This is a genomic window from Arthrobacter sp. zg-Y1110 (assembly GCF_025244865.1).
Classification (GTDB): domain Bacteria; phylum Actinomycetota; class Actinomycetes; order Actinomycetales; family Micrococcaceae; genus Arthrobacter_B.
Genome location: NZ_CP104272.1, coordinates 601,734 through 624,940, shown reverse-complemented (window position 1 = coordinate 624,940; position 23,207 = coordinate 601,734). Strand labels below are relative to the sequence as shown.

The window sequence follows — 23,207 nt, the reverse complement described above, 5'->3', positions numbered from 1 at the left end:
TCCGGCAGCCTGAATGATTAAGCCAGGTGGGTGGGAGCAAAAAGTCCTATCCGGGCTTCAACTACGACTACGTTGGGGCCTTCTCCGGCAAATGCCTCTTCCAATGCCGTGCGGATGTCCGCTGGAGCGCAGCGGCGGGCCGGAACACCGAAGGATTCCGCGAGCTTCACGAAATCCGGGCGTGCCAGTTCCGTAGCCGTGGCCTTGCCGAACGCGTCCTCCATGTATTCGCGCAGGATGCCGTAGCCGCCGTCGTCGACAATCAGCCAGGTGACGGGGAGGCTATGCTGCCGGGCCGTGGCCAGTTCGGAAATGGAGTACATGGCCGAACCGTCGCCGGACACGGCAAGCACCCGCTCCCCCAGGCCCACTGCACCGCCGATTGCGCCCGGGTAGCCGTAGCCCAATCCGCCGGCACCCTGGGCGGAGTGGAACTGGCCGGACTTCGCGTCCCAGCAGCTCCAGGCCCAGTAGGCGGAAATGGTCATGTCCCAGTAGGTCTGCATGTCATCGGGGACGGCGGCGCGGATGTCCGCCATGAAGCGGCGTTCCATGTCGAGGCCCTGGGTATCCAGGCGGGCCTGCACCCGGGCCAGGGCGCCGGCCACCAGCTCCTCGGCGCTTTGTCCGTGCCAGTCGGGAATGTGTTCCGCCGCCGGCAGGGCGGCATCCAGTGAGTCCAGGGCCTGCCGGGCGTCGGCGCGGATACCCAGCGCCGGCCGGTTGGACTCCAAGACCCGGGGTTCGGCGTCGATCTGGATGATCCGGCCGCGGGGCGCCATGGTGAAGTAATTGGACGTCACTTCGCCGAGCGAGGAGCCGATGACCACCAGTACGTCGGCGTCCTCGAGCACCTCCGTCATGTGCCGGTCCTCCATCCAGGACTGCAGGGAGAGCGGATGGTTCCAAGGGAAGGCTCCGTTGCCGCCGGGGGTGCAGATCACCGGGGCGTGCAGCTTCTGGGCAATGGAAAGCAACGCAGCCTCGGCACCGCTGCGGCGCACTCCGCCGCCGGCAATGACGGCGGGCCGGCGGGCCTCGGAGAGCCAGCGCACGGCTTCCTTGACCAGTTCGCTGCGTGGAGGGTTGTCGAACGGTTCCGCCAACGCGTCTTCTACGGCAGGCACCATGACCGGGTTGAGCAGCACGTTCTGCGGGATCTCGATCCACACCGGTCCCGCCGGGGAGGAGATGGCTTCCGTCCAGGCGTCCTGGATGGCGGACGGGATGCCGGAGGCGTGCTGGATCAGCCGCTGGCTCTTGGTGACGTTGGCTGCGGAGGCCTTCTGGTCATCGAGCTGGTGCAGCATTCCCCTGCGCCGGGCCCCGAGCCCGTCAATGGGAATCTGGCTGGCCACCACGATCATCGGCACTCCTGTGGCATAGGCCTCCTGCAGCCCGGCCAGCGAGGTCAGGGCGCCGGGACCGGTGGACAGGAACAGCACCCCCACCTGCCCGGTGCCCCGGGAAAAACCGTCGGCTGCAAATGCGGAGTTGTTTTCCACCCGGGAGGAAATGAACTCCAGCCGCGAACGGGAGAGTGCATCGAACAGTCCCAGGGCATGCTGGCCGGGGATGCCGAATACCTTGCTGGCACCGAGGGCTTCGAGGGTTTCCACCACCAGGTCTCCACCGTTGCGGACGGAACCGGTCCCGGGAACGGCCTCGCCTGGACCCGGGACAGTGGAATCGGCACTCATGCGGACAGTCCCATCAGGGTAATCAGGTCATAGGCCACGTGCGAGGCGGCCACGGCGGTGATGTCGGCATGGTCGTAGGCGGGGGCGACCTCGACGACGTCGGCGCCCACCAGGTTCAGTCCGCGCAGCCCGCGCAGGATCTCCAGAAGTTCGCGGCTGGTGATGCCGCCGGCCTCGGGGGTGCCGGTCCCCGGCGCGTGGGCCGGGTCCAGGACGTCGATGTCCACGGACACATACAGCGGACGGCTGCCGATCCGGTCCCGCAGTTTCGCCACAACCTCATCCACGCCCTGGCGGTAGACATCGGAGGAGCTCAGGATGCCGAAGCCGAAGCGGCGGTCATCCTCAAGGTCCTTCTTGCCGTACAGCGGACCTCGGGTGCCCACATGGGAAATGGCCTCGGTGTCCAGGATGCCTTCCTCGACGGCGCGGCGGAACGGGGTTCCGTGCGTGTACTCGGCGCCGAAATAGGTGTCCCAGGTGTCCAGATGTGCGTCGAAGTGCAGCATGGCGACCGGAGAACCGGCACGTTCAGCGGCGGCTCGCAGCAGCGGCAGGGCGATCGTGTGGTCCCCGCCCAGGGTCAGGAGCTTGGTGCCATGCTCCGTGAGGTCCAGGGCGTTTTGCTGGACGGTCTCGATGGCTTCATTGATATTGAAGGGGTTCACGGCCATATCGCCGGCATCGGCCACCTGCAGGTTTTCAAACGGGGAGGCATCCAGGGCCGGGTTATAGGGGCGCAGCAGCCGGCTGGCCTCGCGGACATGGTTGCCGCCGAACCGGGCGCCGGGCCGGTAGGAAACACCGCTGTCGAAGGGCACTCCCACCACCGCAACCTCGGCCCGCTCCACCTGGTCCAGGCGGGGCAGCCGGGCGAAGGTGGCAGCCCCTGCGTAGCGCGGGACCTGCGCCGCATCCACGGGTCCGATGCGGCCGTTCGCGTTCACACGGGGAAGGTTGTCCATAGGTAGTCTCCGGTTCCGGGATGGGCGTCGTCGCCCGGTGGGCTGGGTTACCTGAGGGTAACCAAAAGTTTACCTAAAAGCTAAAGTGGAACTGCGGTTGGGGTCAAGACTAGGCTGAGGACATGGCGGCTCACGATAACAGCGAAGACCCTAACTACGACGTCGATGTCCTGATTGTGGGTGCCGGGCCTACGGGCCTTGCGCTGGCCGCCCAGCTGGCCGCTTTCGGCGCCAGTTTCCGCATCATTGACCGGCGCCAGTCCCCGGGAACCGAATCGCGGGCCATTGCCATCCAGCCGCGCACTTTGGAAGCCCTGCGGCCCTTCGGCGTCAGCGGCGAGCTGGTTGCCGCCGGACGTCCAGCCCGCGAGCTGCACCTCCACCTGCCGGAGGAAACGCTGGAAGTGGACCTGTTCGACACGGGACTGGAGGATTCAGCGTTCCAGCAGTTGCTGTTCCTGCCCCAGACGGACACCGAGCGCATCCTGACCCAGCACCTGCTTTCCCGCCGGGTACGCATTGAGCGCGGCGCGGAACTCCAGGACCTGGAACGCCTGGATCCCGAGGACCCGTTTGCCGGAATGGAAGCAAAGATCCAGCGGATGGACCGCGGCATCGAGCGCATCCGTGCCCGTTACGTGGTTGGTGCCGACGGTGCCGAAAGCACGGTCCGTGCCAAGGCAGGCATGGACTGGCGCGGCGGAGCCTACCCGGACACCTTCATCCTGGCCGACGTCGAAATTGACGGTGCGGAACCCGATGCCGTGCATTCCTACCCCACCGAGGGCGGGTTCCTCTTCCTGTTCCCGCTCGGCGGATCCGCTACCTGGCGGATGATCGCAATTAAGCCGCCGCATCACCCTGCCACCCTTGAAACAATGCAGGAGCTGGCCGATACCTTTACGCATGGCGCCCTGCAGGTGCGGGATCCGAAGTGGATCAGCACCTTCCGCCTTTCGCACCAGATGGCCGAGTACTTCCAGCGGGGTTCGGTGTTCCTGGCCGGCGATGCCGCCCATGTCCACTCCCCCGTTGCCGCCCAGGGTATGAATACCGGCATCCAGGACGCGCTGAACCTGGGCTGGAAACTCGCCCTCGGCGCCCGCGGGCTCGCCAGCGATGAGCTGATTGACAGCTATCACGCCGAGCGACGGCCCGTGGGCCAGGAAGTCGTGTCCACGACGGACCGCATCTTCAAGCTCGCCACCAGCCGCAACGGCCTCAAGAAGCTGCCCCGCACCAAGCTCCTGCCCGCGCTGGCTCCGAAGGCCATGGGCTGGGACGGGCTCCGCTCGCGGCTCTTCCGGACCATGGCCCAGCTGAACATCAACTACCGCGGCAGCAGCATGGTCGACGCCGGGGATTCCCGCCGGCCGGCGCTTCTGGCCCGCGGCGTCCGCCCCGGCGACCGCCTGCCCGATGCCGACGTCATCTACCAGGACCGGGAACGGCGCCTGCAGGACCTGGTGGCCACGCCCGGCTTCTCCATCCTCCTCAGCGGACCCGGCTGGCCGCAGGACGCACCGCGCCAGCTCCGGACGGCACTGCCCCAACTCGCCGGACTGCTGAATATCCAGCAACTGACCGTCGGCAGCAGCCTCATTGCGAATTCTCCGGGCATCATCAAGGACGTCAGCGGTCTGGCCTTCCACCGCCTGGGCCTGAGCTCGCGCCGGCCTGAACTGCTGGTCATCCGCCCCGACGGCTACGTCGGCTACCGGTCCTCCGGTCGGGATATCACCGGCGCGGTGGAGTACCTGCAGCGCTTGACCAGTGAATCCGTGACCGAGCCTGCGGCTGGCAATACCCTGTCCGCCTAGGCACCGCCGCGCCTGGCTCCGCAGCCTAAGCGCCGCCGGGGCTGACGAGGGTCCAGAGCACAATCGTTTCCTCGTCGGACGGGTTGTGCCATGAGTGCGGTTCCCGGCCGGGGAAGGTGACCGTGTCTCCTGTCGTCAGTTCGATCCGCTCGTTGCCCAGGATGAGTTCGAAGCTGCCCTGGGCAACGTGCAGCACCTCCACTTCGCAGTCCACCGAATAAAGATCTGCTTCGCCGGACCCGCCGGGTGCAATCACGGAACGGACCACTTGGACGCGCCGTTCCGTCCGGGCCGTGACCAGCCGTTCCACTATTCCCTCGCCGCCCAGGCTGATACGCGGGGCATCCGCCAGCCGCGTCACATTGGTTTCGGGTGCGGCGAAGAGGTCGCCGATGGAAATGGAAAGCACCTGGCACAGGGTCAGCAGGGACGCCACTGACGGAGAGGTCAGGTCCCGTTCCACCCGGCTCAGGAAACCCTTGGTGAGGCCGGTGGCTTCAGCCACCTGCTCAATGGTCAGATGCCGGGCCTGGCGTGCGGAGCGGATCCGCACCCCAATCGCCACCGGAGCGTTGGTCGGTTCTACGGGCAAGGCCTTCATGCTTATGAGCATACCGAGGGAAACATGCACGTAATGCGGTGGTATTGCGGGGCGGCTAAATTGACGGCGTGACTGAAAGCACACTAGCTTCAGTAAACACTTGTTGCCTGTCAGGCAATTCGACGCCGGTTTCCTAGCTCGAGGACTGCAATGGAATACATCAACGGGACCATCGTGGTCCTTTACCTGCTGGCAATGTTGGGTTTCGGTTGGTGGGGCAAGTCCCGCACCAAGAACGTCAGCGACTATCTGGTTGCCGGCCGCCGGCTGGGGCCGCTCTTTTACACCGGAACCATGGCCGCCGTCGTGCTCGGCGGGGCCTCCACGGTGGGCGGGGTGGGGCTCGGTTACAAGTACGGCATCTCCGGCATGTGGCTGGTGGTCGCCATCGGCACCGGAGTCCTGCTCCTCAGCCTGCTCTTCGCCTCCACATTGCAGAAGCTGCGGATCTACACGGTGTCGCAGATGCTGTCCCTGCGTTACGGGACCGAATCCACGAAGGTTTCCTCGATCGTGATGCTGGCCTACACGCTGATGCTCTGCGCCACCTCCACCGGCGCCTACGCCACCATTTTCGTGGTCCTCTTCGGCTTTGAGCGGTGGCTGGCCATTGCGGTGGGCGGCGCCGTCGTCCTCGTCTACTCCACCATCGGCGGAATGTGGTCCATCACACTCGCCGACATGGCGCAGTTCGTTATCAAGACCATCGGCGTCTTCGCCCTGATGCTGCCCTTTACGCTCTCCGCTGCCGGGGGCCTTGACGGCATCCGGGAGCGGGCGGGAGCGGAATTCTTCAGCATCACCGGTATCGGCGCGCAAAGCATTATTACCTATTTCGTGGTCTACACGCTGGGCCTGCTGATCGGCCAGGATATCTGGCAGCGGGTCTTCACGGCACGCACCCCGCTTGTGGCCCGCTGGGGCGGCACCGCGGCCGGGATCTACTGCATCCTCTACGGCGTGGCCGGGGCACTGATCGGCATGGGCGCCAGCGTTGCTCTTTCCGCGGTGGAGTCCCAGGATGATGTCTACGCCGATGTCGCCATGACCCTGCTGCCCGTCGGCCTCGGCGGACTCGTCCTGGCCGCTGCGGTGGCCGCCATGATGTCCACTGCCTCGGGTGCGCTGATTGCTGCGGCCACCGTCGCGCGGACCGACGTCGTCCCCTTCGTCCGCGGATGGTTCCACCGTGGTCCCGGCAGTTCCACCGGCCGGAGCGCCGGCACCGGGCCGGAGACCGGGGACGACGCCGGAGAAGACATCGCGTCCAACCGCTACTGGGTACTCGGGCTGGGCATTGTCGCGATCATCGTGGCCATAGTGGTCCAGGACGTGGTCGCTGCGCTAACGATTGCGTACGACATTTTGGTGGGAGGGCTGCTGGTGAGCATCCTGGGCGGACTGGTGTGGAAGCGCGGCACCGGACTGGGTGCAGCCGTGTCCATGGCTGCCGGAACCGTGGTGACCCTGGGAACCATGATCTACCTTGAGATCCAGGCTGCTGCCCCGTACGACGGCGTGTACGCCAATGAACCGATCTACTTCGGGCTCGCTGCGTCGGCCGTTGCCTACTGCGTAGTTTCGCTGCTCTCCCGTCCCACGGATCCTGAGGTCCGTGCAGCCTGGGACAAGCGGGTGGCCGGCACCTCCACCGCCGAGGCGGAAGAAGTGCCGGCCACCTAAGCCGGGCCTACTTTTCCGCAGATTCCATTTCCGGCTGCTCCTCCGGATCCGGGATCTCCTTCGCGTCGAGGTCCTCGCCGTCGTCTTCGCCGGTCCAGACCTTGATCACGGCCCAACCCACTGCCGCGATCGGGACGGCCAGGATGGCGCCGACAATGCCGGCCAGGATGGTTCCTGCGGTCAGGGCCAGCAGGATCACCAAGGCGTGGATGCTCAACGACTTGCCCATCACCACCGGTTGCAGGAAGTTGCCCTCCAACTGGTTCACCGCAATGATCACCACGACGACGATCAGGGCAACAACCGGCCCGTTGGCCACCAGCGCGATCAGGGCTGCGAAGACACCGGCCGCGGTGGCGCCAACCAGCGGGATGAACGAGCCGACAAAGACAATCACGGTCAGGGGCAGGGCCAGCGGAACCTGCAGGATGAACAGCGCCGCCCCGATGCACACGGAATCGACCAGCGCCACAATGGCGGTGCCGCGGATGTACCCGCCGAGGACCTCCATCACCCGGAAGCCGGAGAGCCGGGCCTTGTCCCGGCGGTCTCCTTCCGGGAACATGCGCAGGAAGAAGGCCCAGATGCGGTCCCCGTCTTTGAGGAAGTAGAACAGCACCACGGCCATCAGCAGGAACCCGGTGGCAAACGTCGTGGCCGCGGAGATCCCGGCAATGGCCCCGCTGCTTACCGTGCTGCTGGTAGCAAAGTCGATCACGGCGTCCCGCGCGTTGGCGAGCATCTCCTGGTCGATCGGGAGCGGGCCGTTGAGTACAAAGTCATAGAGCTGGTCGAAGCCTGCAACGGCCTGGTCCACCAGATCGCTCCATTCGCTGCGGATAGCGAACACAATCCCGGTCACCAGCCCGCCGAAAATGCCGAGCAGCAGCAGGAAGGACAGGCCTGTCGCCAGCGCGCTGGGCCATCCCTTGCGGCGTAGCCAATTCACGAACGGAGCGATTGCCGCGCCCAGGATCAACGCGAGCAGCACCGGAATCACCACCAGCGTGACCTGCAGCAACCCGTAAACCGTCACCGAAACCAAAAGCAGGATCAACAGGATCTGGGCGGAGCGCTGCCCGGCGTGGCCGAGGGGGCCGCTCCAGTACCGTCCAGGCCTGGCGTGATCCGGCTGGGTATCCCGTTGAACCCTGTTAGGGCTTGATGCGCTCATGTTCGCTACTTCCTAGTCAGGGCTTGTTCTGGAGATCGGTGGGGGAATTCGTTTCTGCGGTGCCGTTGGCCGGCGCGGAACCGGTGCCGTCGGCCGGCGCGGAACCGGCGCTGCCGTTCTGCAGGCTGTCGCGGACATGCCGGCGCAGGACCTTCCCGATCAGGGACTTCGGCAGCTCCTGGATCTCCACGATCCGGCGGGGCACCTTATAGGCTGCCAGTTCCTTGCGCACGAATGCCCGCAGTTCTTCGGCGTTAAAGCGGGAACCAGCCTTGGGTACCACCGCTGCCACCACATCCTCGCCGCCGCCGGAACGGAGCAGGCCGACGACGGCGACGTCGTCGACGGATTCGTGGCGCTTCAGGGCGTTTTCCACTTCCGAGGGGGACACATTGAAGCCGCCGGTAATGATCAGCTCCTTGATCCGGTCCACGATGGTAACAAAGTGGTCCTCGTCCACGGTGACAATGTCCCCGGTACGGAACCAGCCGCCGTCGAGCAGTACCGCCTCGGTTTCCCGGGGCTTCTTCCAGTAACCGGCAAAGACCTGCGGGCCCTTGATCAGCAGCTCGCCGCGGTGGCCTTGGGGAACGTCGACAGTAGGATGCTCAGGATCCACCACCCGGATGTCGGTCAGCGGGAAAGGAACGCCCACCGTTCCCGGTTTCCGCGACTTGGCGAACGGGTTGCCCAGCGCGATGGGAGACGTTTCGGTCAGGCCGTAGCCTTCGATCAGGAGTCCGCCGGTGGCTTCTTCCCAGATCTCGACCGTTCGAGGCGGGAGGTTCATGGCACCGGAAATGGCAGACCGGACGCCCTTGAGCGAAATGTTCTGTTCCTTGGCTCCCGCGGCCAGGCGCTCGTAAATCGGCGGTACGGCCGGGAGGAAGGTGGCCGGGGATTTCTTCATGGCCTTGAGCGTCATGTCGACGTCGAACTTGGGGAACAGCACCACCCGGGCCCCCAGGCTCATAGCGGTGGTGAGGCACAGGGTCAGCCCGTAGGCATGGAACATGGGCAGGACGGCATAGAAGGTTTCATGGCCGGGCTTCAACCCGGGAACCCACGCCCGCCCCTGCGCCGCATTGGCCACGAGGTTCGCGTGCGTCAGCATCGCACCCTTGGGATCTGCGGTGGTTCCGCTGGTGTACTGGATCGCCGCCAGGTCCGACGGCTCCGGACGCGGATGGCGTTTGCGCAGCGGGCGGTTGTCCAGCAATTCCCGCCAGCCCACCACTCGCCGCGGGCCGCGGGGCGGACGCTTGGAAGCGGAAAGGGCGGCCCGCGCCTCGCGGAGGGCGGGAACGGGAAGCTTCAGCGCCAGCCGGTTGACCAGCGGCATGGCCGGGATCAGTTCCACCGAAACGATGCTGCGCACCGGAATATCCGCCGGCAGCTTCTGGACATTCTCCACAACCTTGTCCCAGACCACGGCCACGGTGGCACCGTGATCCTCGAACTGGTGCCGCAGCTCCCGGTCCGTATAGAGGGGGTTGTGTTCCACCACCACGGCTCCCAAACGGAGGACGGCGTAGAACGCCACCACGTGCTGCGGCGAATTGGGCAGCACAAGCGCCACCCGGTCGCCCTTGCGCACGCCGAGTTTCATCAAGCCCGTCGCCGCACGACGGATCTGGTCCCCCAGTTCCTCGTAGGAAGTGGTGGCACCGAAGAACTGCAGGGCGGTCTTCGATCGGTATTTGCGGACCGAGCTCTCCACCACGTCAACGAGGGACTCATCCGGGAGGCTGAAGCCTTCCAGGACTCCCTCGCTGTAGTGGCGGGTCCAAGGGCGGGCAGGATCCGTAAGAGGGAAGTTTTTGCTCACAATCTGACTCTAGCGCCTGCCCGACACGGACAAGAAGTCAGGGTGCTTAGGGACGAAACCAGGCTCGGGCGTATCGCGCAGTTCCGGCCGGTTCAGCCGCCGGATTCGACTACACTTGGACACGCGAAGGGGAGTAGCTCCGGTGCGGACTTGATGGGTCATTCCAGACAGTTCAGTTTCCGCCGAGGCCTGTCGACATACTGGACGCCGCGGCGTCCCGGCAGTCCACCCGCCGGCATCACGCCGCGGGCGAGCGAGACCTTCGGTCAGAAGAGTTGTCTTTTACTTTGGACTGACCGGATCCCTCCGTTTCCGGTCCCTGTCAGGAGCACCGTGAATTCCCATTCCTCGCCGGAGCCCGCGTTCAGCGAATCCAGCGTTCCTTCCAACGCCGACAAAAAGCGATGGCGGCAGTATCTGGCCGATGAACAGGCCGAAGCAGCGACCTACCGGTATCTGGCTGAACGCCGGGACGGTGAGGAACGCGACATTCTCCTGGCACTGGCCGAGGCCGAGGGCCGCCATGAAGAACACTGGCGTACGCTGCTGGGCGACGACGCCGGGCGCAGGGCGCGTGCTTCCTTCCGCAACCGGGTCCTCGGCCTGCTGGCCCGCCGTTTCGGCTCGGTGTTTGTACTGGCATTGGCGCAGCGCGCCGAGGGCCGCTCCCCCTATGCGCAGGATCCAAATGCCACCAGCGCGATGGCCGCGGATGAACAGATTCATGAGGAAGTGATCCGCGGGCTGGCCACCCGGGGGCGGACCCGGTTGTCGGGGAACTTCCGGGCGGCAGTGTTCGGCGCCAATGACGGCCTGGTCAGCAACCTTGCCCTCATCATGGGCATCGGCGCCACCGGAGTGTCCAGCACGTTTATCCTTATCAGCGGTCTGGCCGGCCTGCTTGCCGGAGCGTTGTCCATGGGCGCGGGAGAGTACGTCTCGGTCCGGTCCCAGCGTGAACTCCTGGAGGCCTCCCGGCCCACCCAGATCACACTGTCGGCCGCGAAGTCACTGGACATTGACGCCAACGAGCTGGTGCTGGTCTACCGGGCACGCGGTATGACCAAGGAAGCGGCCGAACACCGTGCGGCAGAACGGATGGGCCTCTACAGCTGCGACTGCGATCCGAGTTTCTCGCTGAACCCCGAGGCTGACGCCGAAGAAAAACGCGACGAGCACGAGTCCGTAGGGACAGGGCTGGGTGCTGCTGCTTCCAGCTTCTGCTTCTTCGCATCCGGTGCGGTGATTCCGGTACTCCCCTACCTGTTTGGCCTTACCGGAATGACCGCCGTCGTCCTCTCCTGCGTCCTGGTGGGTCTGGCGCTGCTGATGACCGGCGCCGTCGTCGGTCTGCTCTCCGGCGCCTCGCCCCTGAAACGGGCCCTGCGGCAGCTGGCGATCGGGCTGGGTGCCGCAGGCGCCACCTATCTGCTGGGCATGGTTTTCGGGACGACCGCCCTCTAGGACACGCGACATGGGTAGTTCTCCCCATGTACGGATTCCTTCCGGCGGGTTATGTTCTTCCTGACATTCAGGGGGAACTGTCATAGTGCGGCTCTCCTGCCGCCTCGCGACTGCAGCATTGTTACTGCGGTCGGGGGCCCGTACAAGGGGGAGAAAATGGGCGCCTATGACATAGACGCTGCAACAGTAGGCAGGATAATCACGGACAGCGAGTCCATCCTGTTGCAGAACGAGAGTCTTTACATCGACCTTCAAGACCGGATCGACGGTGTTGAAACCGCACTCGGCAAGAGTGGGGCACTCGCGGCGTTTTCGACGTTCGCTTCAGAGACGCTGATGCCGGGCGCCAAGACGGTAATCACCCGGAGCGATAACGCCGTCCTTGCAACCCGGCGGGCCCTGAACGCCTATGTCCAGGGTGACGAGGAGATGGTGGCGAATGCGCAGCAAGCGGCAGCGAGCATCGCGCCGCTTGCCCCTTCCCCGGCACCAGCCCCGGAGCCGGCTCCCGCTCCAGAACGTCCCCTGCCCGGGTCCATCCCCATCGTCCCGTTGTTGCCTGCTCCAGGAAACGTACTCCACCCGCTGCCGGCGCCCCTCCCCGAAGCCAACCCCGGCGGAAACGTACTCCACCCGCTGCCGGCGCCCCTCCCCGAAGCCAACCCCGGCGGAAACGTACTCCACCCGCTGCCGGCGCCCCTCCCCGAAGCCAACCCCGGCGGAAACGTACTCCACCCGCTGCCGGCGCCCCTCCCCGAAGCCAACCCGGGTGGACCCATCGCCGAGCCTGCCCCCTACTACCCGGCCAACCCCGGTGGAAACGTACTCCACCCGCTGCCGGCGCCCCTCCCCGAAGCCAACCCCGGTGGACCCATCGCCGAGCCTGCCCCCTACTACCCGGCCAACCCCGGTGGAAACGTACTCCACCCGCTGCCGTCGCCCCTCCCCGAAGCCAACCCGGGTGGACCCATCGCCGAGCCTGCCCCCTACTACCCGAGCAACCCGGGCGACCCGGGCCGCGGCGCTATGTGGCCCGGACTGGACCCTGGATTCTGGATCGACCCTTCAGGTCCGGACTTCGAGCGCCTTCCCGGCGAAATGCCGCAGGAGATCACGAAGATGCCCGAAGTCATCCCCTGGATGCCGGAATTCATCGACATCGCACCAAAACCCGAAATCATCCCCTGGATGCCGGAATTCATCGACTTCGCGCCAAGGCCGGACATCACCGCGTGGATGCCGGAAGTTATCCACTTCGAGCCAATGCCGCTGCCCGAGGTCATCGATATCAAGCCGATGCCGCTGCCGGAAGTCATCCATTTCGAGCCGATGCCGGATACGGCGCCCGGTGACTTTGGGGGCGCCGGCGTCACACCCGAACCCACCCCCGTGCCGCGGGAAATCAACGGCATTCCAGTAGCGACTCCCCTAGCTGACCAGACGCCGTCCGACGCGGAGCCCAACAAGACCCGCGGAAGGTGGGGTTTGACGTGAGCATCAATGTTGATCTGAGTGGTACCGACAATCTGCCCAACGAGGCGGCGCTGCTGGCTGCTGCCGCGCGGCTGGACAGACGCGTTGAACGTATGGCTGATACCTTGGACGACGCCCAGGCCAAGTGGCAGACCGTCGATTCCTTCTACCGCGCCCCGGAAGCAAACCTCGTGTACACGGCGATGGACAAACCGCGCGACGACAGCGAGGAGATCCTGCTTGCGGTGCGCTCCTCAAAACAGGCGTTGGAGGTCTTCGCGGAAGAAATCACCGCAATCAAGGCAAAGCGCGCTGAGCTCAAGGCCAAAATCGCAACTGCCCAAGCGCAAGACAAGCGCGAAGCCGAAATCATCGATGGCATCGGAGAATTCGGCTTCCTCGGAGAGGCTGTCAGCAAAATCGGGTCCGTCATGGACTCCGCGGACGCTTTCATGGATCAGTTCATGCTCCAAAGGGAAGCGGACCAATTGGCAGCCGAACTTCAAAAGGCAGAGCAGGAGTGTAGCCGGGCGCACAGGGCCTTGGTCCGTCCTACTGCTGATGTTCCGCCAATCAGCAAGGAAGCCCTGAACGAATGGGCTATCCAGGATGTCACCCAGGCCTACAACCGGGTGCAGAACTCCATCGGTGACCCGACTGTAGCCATGCAGCAGTATCTTGCGCTCTTGGCCGGGCTCAGGCCCGACCAGATGGAACAGTTCCTGGCCCGTAACCCAGAGGCCGCGCTCTCGCCGCCGGCTCTCGGATCGGATCCCCAGAAAAATAAGGAAGCCTGGGAGAAGCTCACGCCGGAGCAGCGCGCTGTCATCAGCCAGAAGGTGCCGTCCCTCGTAGGCAATCTGGAGGGCATTCCTTACTCAGACCGAATTGCTGCGAACAACGTGGCGCTGGACCTGGCACTGGCCCAGGATCCGCTTCCGGATGCACAGCGGGATGTCCTGATGGAAATAAAACATGCCGCTGACCCCGGCCGCGACAACCGGACCGTCCGCGGACTGATTTCCTTTGATCCCACGCACCCGCCGCTGGCCGCTTTGGCTATCGGAAATATGGATACTGCTGACAACGTCACGTGGAATGTCCCGGGGATGGGAACGACCGCCGGGTCCATGGATGATTGGGCCAAGGGGTCACAGAACATTTACGATGCCCAACTGAAGCTTGGCGGCGGCGACCCGGCGGTAGTTGCCTGGATCGGTTACCACACACCAGCCATGCCGCCCTCCACCGAAGTCTTGGGCAACAAACATGCCCTAGACGGAGGTGAGCGGCTCGCCTCATCGCTGAATGGCTTCAACGCTGCCAGCGACGGCCGTGATACTTACGTTTCGGTGGCAGCGCACTCCTACGGCACCACTACCACCGCTCACGGCCTGACCGGGATTGATTTTGACGTGGACTCTGTGGCGTTTTATGGCTCCGCCGGCCTGGACAACACGGCCCTGGCGGACATGCGCATTAAAGATGGTCCCGGGGGACAACCGGCGTTGTTTGCTACCCAGGCCACCCAAGACGACGTCGCATCGCTTGGTCGGTCCTCAGGTCGCACCGACCCGCTGGGGGACGGTTTCGGGGCACATGAATTCAGTTCGGAGGGGGACGCAGAGCGGGAGCTCAAGCAGACCCTGGGACACTCCGTCATCGGGGAAGACGATGACAAATGGAATCCCCTGCACACCTACGATAAACATGGGTATCTGGACGTTGGAACGCAGAGCTTGGATTCCATCGCCAAGATTACAACCGGAAACGGTGATGAGGTCCTACAGCGCGAGGAAGAATTAGCGGATACTTCGAGAGCCTTTGAAGAGAGACGGTCTGAGATGCCTTATTACCCGCACAGTTTTGGCAGACGATGAACCGGCTGACCCTGGCGGTTGGCTCGATCGCCCTTGCCCTAGCCCTAACGGTGGCCGGCTGCGCCACCCCGTTCGATTCAGAGGACACCATGAAAAGTGAAAACAGCCAAGCCGCGGATCAGTCCAGGCCTGCCTCGGAGCTGCTCGCCAGGATGCTGGAGCTAAGCGATGAAACCACCAAGGTCCACGGTGGACAGTGGACCTATTCCAATGACGCACGTTCAGCCTGGGACGGTACGAAAACGAGCGGGTATATCGCGGATACCTGTACGAGGCTGAAGCCCGGAAGCGGCGAGAAGCGCGCGTACCGCTACAGTTCGATGATCATGGGCCCCGCGGTGGAAGACCCGGAAGCCGCCATGGACAAGTATGTCTCGCATTTCGAACAGCAGGGATTCACCGAAACCAACCGTTACGATTCCCCAGTGCCCAAGTCCCTGGGACCGGGTTACTACATCATGGTTACCCTTCAGGACGAAGAGGGAAGCACATTGGTTTACCAGGCCGGCACCCATCTCAGCAGCCTGAGCTACGAAGGACCATGTTCCTACGACCCCGAGATGGAATTCCGGACCACCTAGAAGACGACCACATGACAATTCGAAGAGCCACCGCCCTCCTTCAGCGCATGATGGAACTGACTGAAGAGACTGTTCAGCTCCACGGCGGACGGTGGGTCCATGGCGACCCCGAGGAGACTGTTTGGGATGCCAACGACCCCAGTGCGCTCGCACCGTCTCCGTCGAAGGTCCCTGCACGGATGATCCTGCGATGAAGATTCGCCCCAGCCGCGAACCGTAACAGCTTCACCTCAGCGTCCGTGGCCCGACGCACAGTGCAGGGTGGCCTATAGCACAGCCACCAGGTACGGCGCCGGGGACCAGTGCGCAAGCCCCGTGCGGCGTCCTCCGGGGACGCTGTCCAATTTGACTTGACGCGTTGCAGGCCGCGAGTCTGGAACTAACACTTGCGAATTATGTAAAGGGACGCAGAAGCTAGGCAGCGTTACTTTATCGATTCCGGAGGACGGCGTACCGTCCGTCACACGCTCAAATAAAGAGTGACTGCCATTCTGCCTGCCCGGGTCCTTCAACGAGGGGCTCGGGCCCTTTTGCGCTGACATGCTGACATAAGGAAGGCCTATGGCTACCACAGAAGGTCCACCGCGCGACGCCGGGAGGCATGCGGCTGACCCCGTCGCCCCGGTTCCCGCCAACACCCACTCCTCCGTTGCCCCGGAGGATCCCTCCACTTCGTCGATGCCCATCGTGGAGCAGGAACACGAACTCGTCCAGCAGCTCATCGAGGGACAGCGCGAGCAGGAAGCGGCGCTCAGTCGCGGCGTGCCGGCGAAGCTCGACAAGGTGATCTTCGCGATCACCGGCGCCCTTGCGCTGGCGTTCATCGCGTGGGGCTTCTTCGGGACAGACAGCCTCTCCGCCGTCTCCTCGACGGCACTGGACTGGGTCATCACCAACGCGGGCTGGTTCTTCGTGCTCCTGGCCTCGTTCCTCGTGGTTTACGTGATCTGGCTGGCTGTGGGACGCTACGGCAAGATTCCCTTGGGCCAGGACGGCGAGGAACCGCAGTTCAAGACGATCTCCTGGATCTCCATGATGTTCGCCGCCGGCATGGGCATCGGCCTGATGTTCTACGGCGCGGCCGAGCCCCTGTTCTACTACATCTCCCCTCCCCCCGGCACCGTTGACGGCCAGACCCCCGAGGCCCTGCAGACCGCCATGGGCACGTCCCTGTTCCACTGGGGCCTGCACCCGTGGGCCATGTACGCCGTCGTCGGCATTGCCATGGCCTACGGCACCTACCGTCTCGGCCGCCGTCAGCTGATTTCGTCGGCCTTCACCTCACTCTTCGGCGTGAAGCGCGTGGAAGGCCCGCTGGGCAAGGTGCTGAACATCTTCGCCATCTTCGCTACCCTCTTCGGCACCGCGGCATCGCTGGGCCTCGGCGCCCTGCAGATCGGCAGCGGCCTGCAGTCGGTCGGGTTCCTCGGAACCGCCGGAACCACCGTCCTGGTCGCGATCGTCGCGATCCTCACCGGTTGCTTCGTGGCGTCCGCGGTTTCCGGTATTTCCCGCGGCATCCAGTGGCTGTCCAACATCAACATGGTCCTCGCGCTGGTGCTGGCCGCCATCGTTTTTGTTGTGGGGCCGACCCTGTTTATCCTCAACGTCATTCCGGCAGCGATCGGTGACTACGCCGCCAACCTGGCATCCATGGCTTCCCGCACCGAGGTGTCCGGCGACGAATCCATGCGCGCCTGGCTCTCCAGCTGGACCATCTTCTACTGGGCCTGGTGGCTGTCCTGGACGCCGTTCGTCGGTATGTTCATTGCCCGCATCAGCCGCGGCCGCACCATCCGCCAGTTCGTCACCGGCGTGCTGGTGGTTCCTTTCGTTGTCAGCGTGGCCTGGTTCTCCATTTTCGGCGGCGCCGCGATCGGTACGCAGCAGGAAGCGGCAGCCAACGGCACACCGGGACTCACCACCATGGTCGACGGTGAACCCACCATTGATTTCGACGGCTCGCTGTTCGACCTGATTGCAGCCCTCCCCATGCCGAACCTCCTGGCCGCTGCGGTGGGTATCCTCGCCATGGTCCTGGTGGCCATCTTCTTCGTCACCGGAGCGGATTCGGCCTCCATCATCATGGCGTCGCTAAGCTCCAACGGAGCCGAGCACCCGTCCCGCGGCGTCGTTATCTTCTGGGGCGTCCTTACCGGCGCCGTGGGGGCGGTGATGCTGCTGGCCGGCGGCGATGACCCTGCCGAGGCGCTGGACGGCCTGCAGCGGATCACCATTGTGGCCGCGCTGCCCTTCGCCGTGGTTATGCTGCTGATGACCATCGCCTTGGCCAAGGACCTGGCCAAGGACCCGCTCTCACTGCGGCGCCGACTTGCCGTTTCCGTGGTGGACCGGGCCATCCAGGCCGGCGTGGACGAACATGGCTCCTCCTTCGATCTGCACACTACCGAGCACGACGACGGCCCGGACGCGGCAGTGTCGGCGAACACCGCCCCGGAACGCAGGTAGCTGACCCGGTCGCTAAGTAATACGCGAAGGTCCCCGCACATAATCCGTGCGGGGACCTTCGCGCATATGTCCCACCAGTCCAACCTCATCCCGGGTCCACCGGGGGCTTAAACCACAACACCGCACCGCACAATAGATGCCGCCGAAACAGGGCTCCCAACGGGTGAATTTGCCTGCTGGCCTTGTGCCCTCTTCCTCCTCCTCATAGTCTGCGGAAAGTTACCGCCCGGTAACCACTCGCGCTTTCCCGCAGACAATGAGGTCACCATGAGGAAACATCTGGGCATTTTGGCGGTGTCCGCCGCGCTTCTGGGTTCATCCCTGGCCGCCGCGCCCGCCGTCGCAGCGCCGGGGGCACCGGCTGTAGCTGCACCCGCGCCTGCCAGCCGCACCGACGTCGTTATTACCAGCTTCGACGGCACCCCGATCCACACGAACTTCTTCCCGGCCACCGGCCTGGCCGCCGGACAACAGGCACCCACCGTGATGGTGGGACCCGGATTCGGGCTGCCCGGCGGGCGCATCCCGTTGAGTACCACCAGCACGCTGATCGGCTCCATCGGTATCGCTCCCCTGCGGGACGCCGGCTACAACGTGGTGACCTGGGATCCACGCGGTTTCGGGCTCAGCGGCGGTGAGGCCTACGTCAACAACCCTGCCTATGAGGGCAGGGACGGTTCCGCGATCATCGACTACATTGCCACCCAGCCCGAAGCGCAACTGGAGTCCCCGGGAGATCCCGTCCTCGGCATGGCCGGCGCGTCCTACGGCGGCGGCATCCAGTTTGTCCTCGCCTCCCAGGACCAGCGCGTGGACGCCATCACCCCCACCATCGCCTGGAATGACCTGACCACCAGCCTGTACAAGGCCGGTTCCTTCAAGACCGGCTGGGGTGCCCTGCTCTGCGCCGAGGGGACGGCACTGGGACAGCTGGGCTCCCTCGTCGGCAACCAGGGCGCCCTCGCGGCCCCGGTCCGCAAGGCCTGCCAGGAAGGCCTGACCTACCCCAACCAGCTCAGCGCCGAGTCCATTGCTTACTTCGAATCCCTGACCCCGGACTCCCTGTTCACCTCAATCACTGCCCCTACCCTGATCATCCAGGGCACCGCCGATACCCTTTTCACGCTGGACGAGGCCCGGCGCAACTATGACCTCATCCGCGGCACCGGCACGGCCACCAAGATGCTGCAGTTCTGCGGCGGCCACGGGTTGTGCAATTCCACTGCCGGACCGGACCGGATCACTCCCGCGGTGTTGAACTGGTTTGCCCGTTACCTCCGGAACGAACCCGTGGATACCGGCGCGGCCTTCCAGTTCATCGACCAGGCCGGCGTGACCCGCGGAGCGCCCGGATACCCGCAGGCCACCGGCGCCCTGACCGGCACCGGGAAGGGGTCGATCATCCTCTCCCCCGCCGCCGTCAGCGGCGCAGTCGTGGCGGCCGCCGTCGCTCCGGTGGCAGTCAACGTCCCCATCAGCGCCCCCACGGTGACGACGTCGGTCTTCGGCGCACCGCAGCTGACGCTGACCTACCGCGGCTCGGCCCGGCAGGTCAACACCCATGTCTATGCCCAGATCATTGACCGGTCGCGATCCTCCCTCGTGCTGGGCAACCAGGTCACACCGATTCCGCTGATCCTGGATGGGAAGGAACATACCCTGACCATCCCCCTGGAAGAGGTTTCCTACACTGCCGATCCAAGCACCCGGCTGGTCCTACAGGTCACGCCCGCCACCTCCGTCTACGCGCTGCCGAAGGCGACGGCGCTGACCAGCTTCACGGCGTCCGTCACCGTGCCCACCGTGGCCGCTTACCCGGCGATCCCCTAGGGTCGACTAACGAAAAAGAAGGGAACCTGCCGGCGGCAGGTTCCCTTCTTTTTGCGCACGGGTTCCTATTTGGTACCGGCGATCCGGAGCTGTTCTTCCACCTGCTCCAGGCTCTGTCCCCGGGTCTCCGGGACGAAGCGGCGGACAAACATCAGCGCCAGCAGGCCCAGCACCACGAAGATGAAGAATGTCTTGGAGATGCCGATGGCGTCCATCAGGATCGGGAAGGAGAAGCCGACGGCGAAGTTGGTCATCCACTGCACGAAGACCGACAGGCCGATGCCCAGGCCGCGGACCTTCAACGGGAAGATTTCCGAGAGCATCAGCCACGTCACCGGCGAAACGGCGCCCTGCTGGAAGGCCAGGAACGTGACCGTCAGGGCCAGGATGATGTAACCGCGGACGCTGCCTTCCGTGACGAAGATGGATACCAGCCCGATCAGCAGCAGCGAGGACCCGGTACCGATCAGTCCGGTCATCAGCATTTGCCGACGGCGGACCCGGCCCAGCAGCCAGATGCCGAAGATAGCCGCTGCCACGGACACCACACCGTTGGCAATGTTGGCGGTGAGCGCCGCCTCGGTACCGAAACCGGCGTCGGCAAGGATCTGCGTGCCGTAGTACATAATCGCGTTCACGCCGGTGATCTGCTGAACGATGGACAATCCCATACCGATCAGCAGCACCCGCAGCAGCCAAGGTTCCGCAAAGTCCCGCAGCGTGCCTGCCTGTGCCGATTCCTTCTCCGCCAAGCCACGCACTTCGTCGTGTTCGGCCAGCGCATCTTCCTCGCTGCGGATGCGGCGAAGGGCCGCTAGTGTTTCGGCGAAGCGCCCCTTGGACGCGAGCCAGCGCGGGCTTTCCGGAACAAAGCTGATTCCGATCCACAAGGCGATGGCCGGCAGCGTGGCCACCACGAGCATCCAGCGCCAGACGCCCTGGTCTTCGCCCCAGATGTTGCCGATCACCGCGTTGGCAACAAATGCGACCAGCTGTCCGGTGACAATCATCAGCTGGTCGCGGGTGACCATCTGGCCGCGGCGTTCCGCCGGTGCCAGTTCGGCCAGGAATACGGGCACCAGCGCCGAGGCGCCGCCCACGGCCAGGCCGAGCACAACCCGGGACAGCACCATCACGGCGATCGTTGGCGCCAGGGAGGTGCCGAGGGTTCCAATCAGGAAGACGGCAGCGAGACCCATCAGGATCCGGCGCCGGCCGAACCGATCAGTCAGCTTCCCGGAAATAGCCCCGCCAAACGCCGCGCCAAAGAGCAGGCTGGAGGTGATCAGGCCTTCGGTGAAGGGGGTCAGGCCCAGATCGTCTTCCATGTAGGGCAGGGCGCCGTTGATGACGCCGGTGTCGTAGCCGAACAGGAAACCGCCAAGGGTGACGATCCAGGACGCACGGCGAAGCGCCCGTCTATGCGGGGAAGGAGCCCGGTCGGGACCGGCTGTTACTGTGGTGGACATTTGCGACTTTCTTGGCTGCGACGCACAAAACCCCCGTCCCGCGGAAAAATCCGTTGGACGGGGGCGTGCAGTTACTGAACTAGAGGGCTGCGTAGACTTCGCGCAGCAGCGTAGCGGTCTCGGACGGCGTCTTGCCGACCTTCACGCCCGCGGCCTCGAGGGCTTCCTTCTTGGCCTGTGCCGTTCCGGCGGAACCGGAAACGATGGCACCGGCGTGGCCCATGGTCTTACCTTCGGGAGCCGTGAAGCCGGCCACGTAGCCGACAACCGGCTTCGTGACGTTGGCCTTGATGAACTCAGCGGCACGCTCTTCGGCGTCGCCGCCGATTTCGCCGATCATCACGATGGCCTTGGTTTCGGGATCCGCTTCGAAGGCAGCCAGTGCATCGATGTGGGTGGTGCCGATGACCGGGTCGCCGCCGATGCCGATGGCAGTGGAGAAGCCAAGGTCACGCAGCTCGTACATCATCTGGTAGGTCAGGGTGCCGGACTTGGACACCAGGCCGATGGGGCCCTTGCCGGTGATGTTGGCGGGCGTGATGCCGACCAGCGCTTCGCCGGGGGTGATGATGCCGGGGCAGTTCGGGCCGATGATGCGGGTGACCTGGTTGCCGTCAGCGTCCACCTTGGACTGGGCGTGGGCCCAGAACTCGGCGGAATCCTGTACGGGAACGCCTTCGGTGATGACGACGACGAGGCCGATGCCGGCGTCGATCGCTTCCATCACGGCGTCCTTGGTGAAGGCCGGCGGTACGAAGACGATGGAGACGTCGGCGTCGGTCTTGTCGATGGCCTCGGCAACGGTGCCGAAGACGGGCAGTTCAACGTCGCCGTGGGTGACGGTGGTGCCGGCCTTGCGGGCGTTCACGCCGCCGACAACCTGGGTGCCGGCCTTGAGCATCAGGGCGGTGTGCTTGGTGCCTTCGCCGCCGGTGATGCCCTGAACGATGACCTTGGAGTCCTTGTTCAAGTAGATAGACATAGGTGGGTTCTCTCTTCTAGGTTTCGACAGGCTCGGTTAGCGAGCAGCGTGAGCGAGCTCGGCGGCCTTGTCGGCGCCTTCGTCCATGGTGGTGGCCAGGGTGACCAGCGGGTGGTTGGCCTCGGCAAGGATGCGGCGGCCTTCCTCGACGTTGTTGCCGTCGAGACGGACGACCAGCGGCTTGTTGGCTTCGTCGCCCAGGATTTCCAGGGCCTTGACGATGCCGTTGGCCACGGCGTCACAGGCGGTGATTCCGCCGAAGACGTTCACGAACACGGACTTGACCTGGGAGTCATTCAGGATGACGTCCAGGCCGGCGGCCATGACGGAGGCAGAGGCGCCGCCGCCGATGTCCAGGAAGTTGGCCGGCTTCACGTTGCCGTGCTTTTCGCCGGCGTAGGCGACGACGTCGAGCGTGGACATAACCAGGCCTGCACCGTTGCCGATGATGCCCACTGCGCCGTCCAGCTTGACGTAGTTGAGGTCGTTTTCCTTGGCCTTAGCCTCGAGCGGATCCGCGGCGTCCTTGTCTTCCAGCGCGGCGTGGCCGGGCTGGCGGAAGTCGGCGTTTTCGTCGAGGGTGACCTTGCCGTCGAGGGCGAGGATCTCACCGTTGCCGGTCTTCACCAGCGGGTTGACCTCGACGAGGGTGGCGTCTTCCTTGGTGAAGACATCCCACAGCTTGATGATGGCGTTCATAACGCCTTCGCGCAGCTCGGGGGCGAACCCGGCGGCGTCGACGATCTCTGCGGCCTTGGCGGAGTCAATGCCGACGGCGGGATCAACGGCAATGCGGGCGAGTGCGTCGGGACGCTCCACGGCCAGCTGCTCGATCTCCATGCCGCCTTCAACCGAGCACATGGCCAGGTAGTTGCGGTTTGCGCGGTCCAGCAGGACCGAGAAGTAGTATTCCTCGGCAATGTCGGCACCCTGGGCAATCATCACCGTGTTAACGGTGTGGCCCTTGATGTCCATGCCGAGGATGTTGGATGCGTGCTCGAAAGCTTCATCGGCGGTCTTGGCAACCTTCACGCCGCCGGCCTTGCCTCGGCCACCAACCTTGACCTGCGCCTTGACGACTACAACGCCGCCGATCTTCTCAGCAGCAGCTTTGGCTTCTTCAGGGGTGTGCGCCACGATTCCGGCGAGCACGGGTACTCCGTGCGCCTCAAACATATCGCGCGCCTGATATTCAAACAGGTCCACGGGCTAGTGTCCTTCTACGTCGAAGTAGGGGTTTACATGCGATCTGGCGATCGCAGAGCAGATGCATCCGGCCGGTCTGCCC

Annotated in this window: 17 protein-coding genes; 9 read left to right on the top strand and 8 right to left on the bottom strand. The window is 64.7% G+C overall.

The window, feature by feature from the left end; genetic code table 11:
- Nucleotides 1-17 precede the first annotated feature (17 nt).
- The gene (locus tag N2K99_RS02990; RefSeq protein ID WP_227933823.1) at nucleotides 18-1,700 is read right to left on the bottom strand and encodes a thiamine pyrophosphate-binding protein; all 1,683 of its coding nucleotides are present in this window, start codon (nucleotides 1,698-1,700) and stop codon (nucleotides 18-20) included.
- Nucleotides 1,697-2,665 carry an agmatinase gene (gene speB / locus N2K99_RS02985; RefSeq protein ID WP_227933822.1) on the bottom strand — a complete coding sequence of 323 codons (969 nt, stop codon included), beginning with the start codon at nucleotides 2,663-2,665 and terminating at the stop codon, nucleotides 1,697-1,699. The genes N2K99_RS02990 and speB overlap by 4 nt, the downstream gene beginning before the upstream one ends.
- A gap of 122 nt (nucleotides 2,666-2,787) precedes the next feature.
- Between speB and N2K99_RS02980 the strand changes: the two genes are divergently transcribed.
- Nucleotides 2,788-4,485 carry an FAD-dependent monooxygenase gene (locus tag N2K99_RS02980; protein ID WP_227933821.1) on the top strand — a complete coding sequence of 566 codons (1,698 nt, stop codon included), beginning with the start codon at nucleotides 2,788-2,790 and terminating at the stop codon, nucleotides 4,483-4,485.
- A gap of 25 nt (nucleotides 4,486-4,510) precedes the next feature.
- Here the strand turns inward: N2K99_RS02980 and N2K99_RS02975 are convergent, their stop codons facing one another.
- A complete protein-coding gene (locus N2K99_RS02975; protein WP_227923078.1) occupies nucleotides 4,511-5,086 on the bottom strand; it encodes a helix-turn-helix domain-containing protein in 576 nt (191 codons plus the stop codon).
- Between the two features lie 150 nt (nucleotides 5,087-5,236).
- Here N2K99_RS02975 and N2K99_RS02970 point away from each other — a divergent pair, with 150 nt between their 5' ends.
- On the top strand, nucleotides 5,237-6,769 hold the full coding sequence (locus tag N2K99_RS02970; protein WP_227933820.1) for a sodium:solute symporter: 1,533 nt from the start codon (nucleotides 5,237-5,239) through the stop codon (nucleotides 6,767-6,769).
- Nucleotides 6,770-6,776: 7 nt separating this feature from the next.
- Here N2K99_RS02970 and N2K99_RS02965 read toward each other — a convergent pair whose 3' ends face one another.
- Together N2K99_RS02965 and N2K99_RS02960 are read right to left on the bottom strand one after the other, a co-directional pair.
- Nucleotides 6,777-7,943, bottom strand: a complete 1,167-nt coding sequence (locus N2K99_RS02965) for an AI-2E family transporter (protein WP_227923074.1) — start codon at nucleotides 7,941-7,943, stop codon at nucleotides 6,777-6,779.
- 16 nt (nucleotides 7,944-7,959) lie between these two features.
- Nucleotides 7,960-9,771, bottom strand: coding sequence for a long-chain-fatty-acid--CoA ligase (locus N2K99_RS02960; protein WP_227933819.1), 1,812 nt, complete (start codon nucleotides 9,769-9,771; stop codon nucleotides 7,960-7,962).
- A gap of 333 nt (nucleotides 9,772-10,104) precedes the next feature.
- Between N2K99_RS02960 and N2K99_RS02955 the strand changes: the two genes are divergently transcribed.
- From N2K99_RS02955 to N2K99_RS02925, 7 genes are all read left to right on the top strand, one after another.
- Nucleotides 10,105-11,235, top strand: a complete 1,131-nt coding sequence (locus N2K99_RS02955; RefSeq protein WP_227923069.1) for a VIT1/CCC1 family protein — start codon at nucleotides 10,105-10,107, stop codon at nucleotides 11,233-11,235.
- Nucleotides 11,236-11,391: 156 nt separating this feature from the next.
- Nucleotides 11,392-12,729 carry a DUF6507 family protein gene (locus N2K99_RS02950; protein WP_260554747.1) on the top strand — a complete coding sequence of 446 codons (1,338 nt, stop codon included), beginning with the start codon at nucleotides 11,392-11,394 and terminating at the stop codon, nucleotides 12,727-12,729.
- Nucleotides 12,726-14,588: an alpha/beta hydrolase gene (locus N2K99_RS02945; RefSeq protein WP_227933817.1), complete on the top strand. Its 1,863-nt coding sequence runs from the start codon at nucleotides 12,726-12,728 to the stop codon at nucleotides 14,586-14,588. The genes N2K99_RS02950 and N2K99_RS02945 overlap by 4 nt, the downstream gene beginning before the upstream one ends.
- Nucleotides 14,585-15,169 (top strand): hypothetical protein, encoded by a 585-nt coding sequence (locus tag N2K99_RS02940; protein WP_227933816.1) that lies wholly within the window; start codon nucleotides 14,585-14,587, stop codon nucleotides 15,167-15,169. The genes N2K99_RS02945 and N2K99_RS02940 overlap by 4 nt, the downstream gene beginning before the upstream one ends.
- A gap of 11 nt (nucleotides 15,170-15,180) precedes the next feature.
- Nucleotides 15,181-15,363 (top strand): hypothetical protein, encoded by a 183-nt coding sequence (locus N2K99_RS02935; protein ID WP_227923060.1) that lies wholly within the window; start codon nucleotides 15,181-15,183, stop codon nucleotides 15,361-15,363.
- A 367-nt stretch (nucleotides 15,364-15,730) separates the two neighbouring features.
- Nucleotides 15,731-17,638: a BCCT family transporter gene (locus N2K99_RS02930; RefSeq protein WP_227933815.1), complete on the top strand. Its 1,908-nt coding sequence runs from the start codon at nucleotides 15,731-15,733 to the stop codon at nucleotides 17,636-17,638.
- A gap of 267 nt (nucleotides 17,639-17,905) precedes the next feature.
- Complete coding sequence (locus N2K99_RS02925) at nucleotides 17,906-19,468, top strand: alpha/beta hydrolase (protein WP_227933814.1); 1,563 nt, start codon at nucleotides 17,906-17,908, stop codon at nucleotides 19,466-19,468.
- 65 nt (nucleotides 19,469-19,533) lie between these two features.
- On the opposite strand, the gene N2K99_RS02920 is transcribed toward N2K99_RS02925, so the two are convergent.
- From N2K99_RS02920 to sucC, 3 genes are all read right to left on the bottom strand, one after another.
- Nucleotides 19,534-20,937 (bottom strand): sugar porter family MFS transporter, encoded by a 1,404-nt coding sequence (locus tag N2K99_RS02920; protein WP_227933813.1) that lies wholly within the window; start codon nucleotides 20,935-20,937, stop codon nucleotides 19,534-19,536.
- Nucleotides 20,938-21,016: 79 nt separating this feature from the next.
- Nucleotides 21,017-21,919, bottom strand: coding sequence for a succinate--CoA ligase subunit alpha (sucD, locus tag N2K99_RS02915; protein ID WP_227905829.1), 903 nt, complete (start codon nucleotides 21,917-21,919; stop codon nucleotides 21,017-21,019).
- A 36-nt stretch (nucleotides 21,920-21,955) separates the two neighbouring features.
- On the bottom strand, nucleotides 21,956-23,125 hold the full coding sequence (sucC, locus tag N2K99_RS02910) for an ADP-forming succinate--CoA ligase subunit beta (protein ID WP_227933812.1): 1,170 nt from the start codon (nucleotides 23,123-23,125) through the stop codon (nucleotides 21,956-21,958).
- Nucleotides 23,126-23,207: the final 82 nt, after the last annotated feature.

Coding starts and splice junctions, on each gene's coding strand:
- sucD (WP_227905829.1), bottom strand. CDS start 21,919: ATGTCTATCTACTTGAACAAGGACTCCAAGGTCATCGTTCAGGGCATC.
- N2K99_RS02920 (WP_227933813.1), bottom strand. CDS start 20,937: ATGTCCACCACAGTAACAGCCGGTCCCGACCGGGCTCCTTCCCCGCAT.
- N2K99_RS02990 (WP_227933823.1), bottom strand. CDS start 1,700: ATGAGTGCCGATTCCACTGTCCCGGGTCCAGGCGAGGCCGTTCCCGGG.
- N2K99_RS02935 (WP_227923060.1), top strand. CDS start 15,181: ATGACAATTCGAAGAGCCACCGCCCTCCTTCAGCGCATGATGGAACTG.
- N2K99_RS02940 (WP_227933816.1), top strand. CDS start 14,585: ATGAACCGGCTGACCCTGGCGGTTGGCTCGATCGCCCTTGCCCTAGCC.
- N2K99_RS02925 (WP_227933814.1), top strand. CDS start 17,906: ATGAGGAAACATCTGGGCATTTTGGCGGTGTCCGCCGCGCTTCTGGGT.
- N2K99_RS02975 (WP_227923078.1), bottom strand. CDS start 5,086: ATGAAGGCCTTGCCCGTAGAACCGACCAACGCTCCGGTGGCGATTGGG.
- N2K99_RS02980 (WP_227933821.1), top strand. CDS start 2,788: ATGGCGGCTCACGATAACAGCGAAGACCCTAACTACGACGTCGATGTC.
- N2K99_RS02965 (WP_227923074.1), bottom strand. CDS start 7,943: ATGAGCGCATCAAGCCCTAACAGGGTTCAACGGGATACCCAGCCGGAT.
- N2K99_RS02950 (WP_260554747.1), top strand. CDS start 11,392: ATGGGCGCCTATGACATAGACGCTGCAACAGTAGGCAGGATAATCACG.
- N2K99_RS02970 (WP_227933820.1), top strand. CDS start 5,237: ATGGAATACATCAACGGGACCATCGTGGTCCTTTACCTGCTGGCAATG.
- N2K99_RS02930 (WP_227933815.1), top strand. CDS start 15,731: ATGGCTACCACAGAAGGTCCACCGCGCGACGCCGGGAGGCATGCGGCT.
- speB (WP_227933822.1), bottom strand. CDS start 2,665: ATGGACAACCTTCCCCGTGTGAACGCGAACGGCCGCATCGGACCCGTG.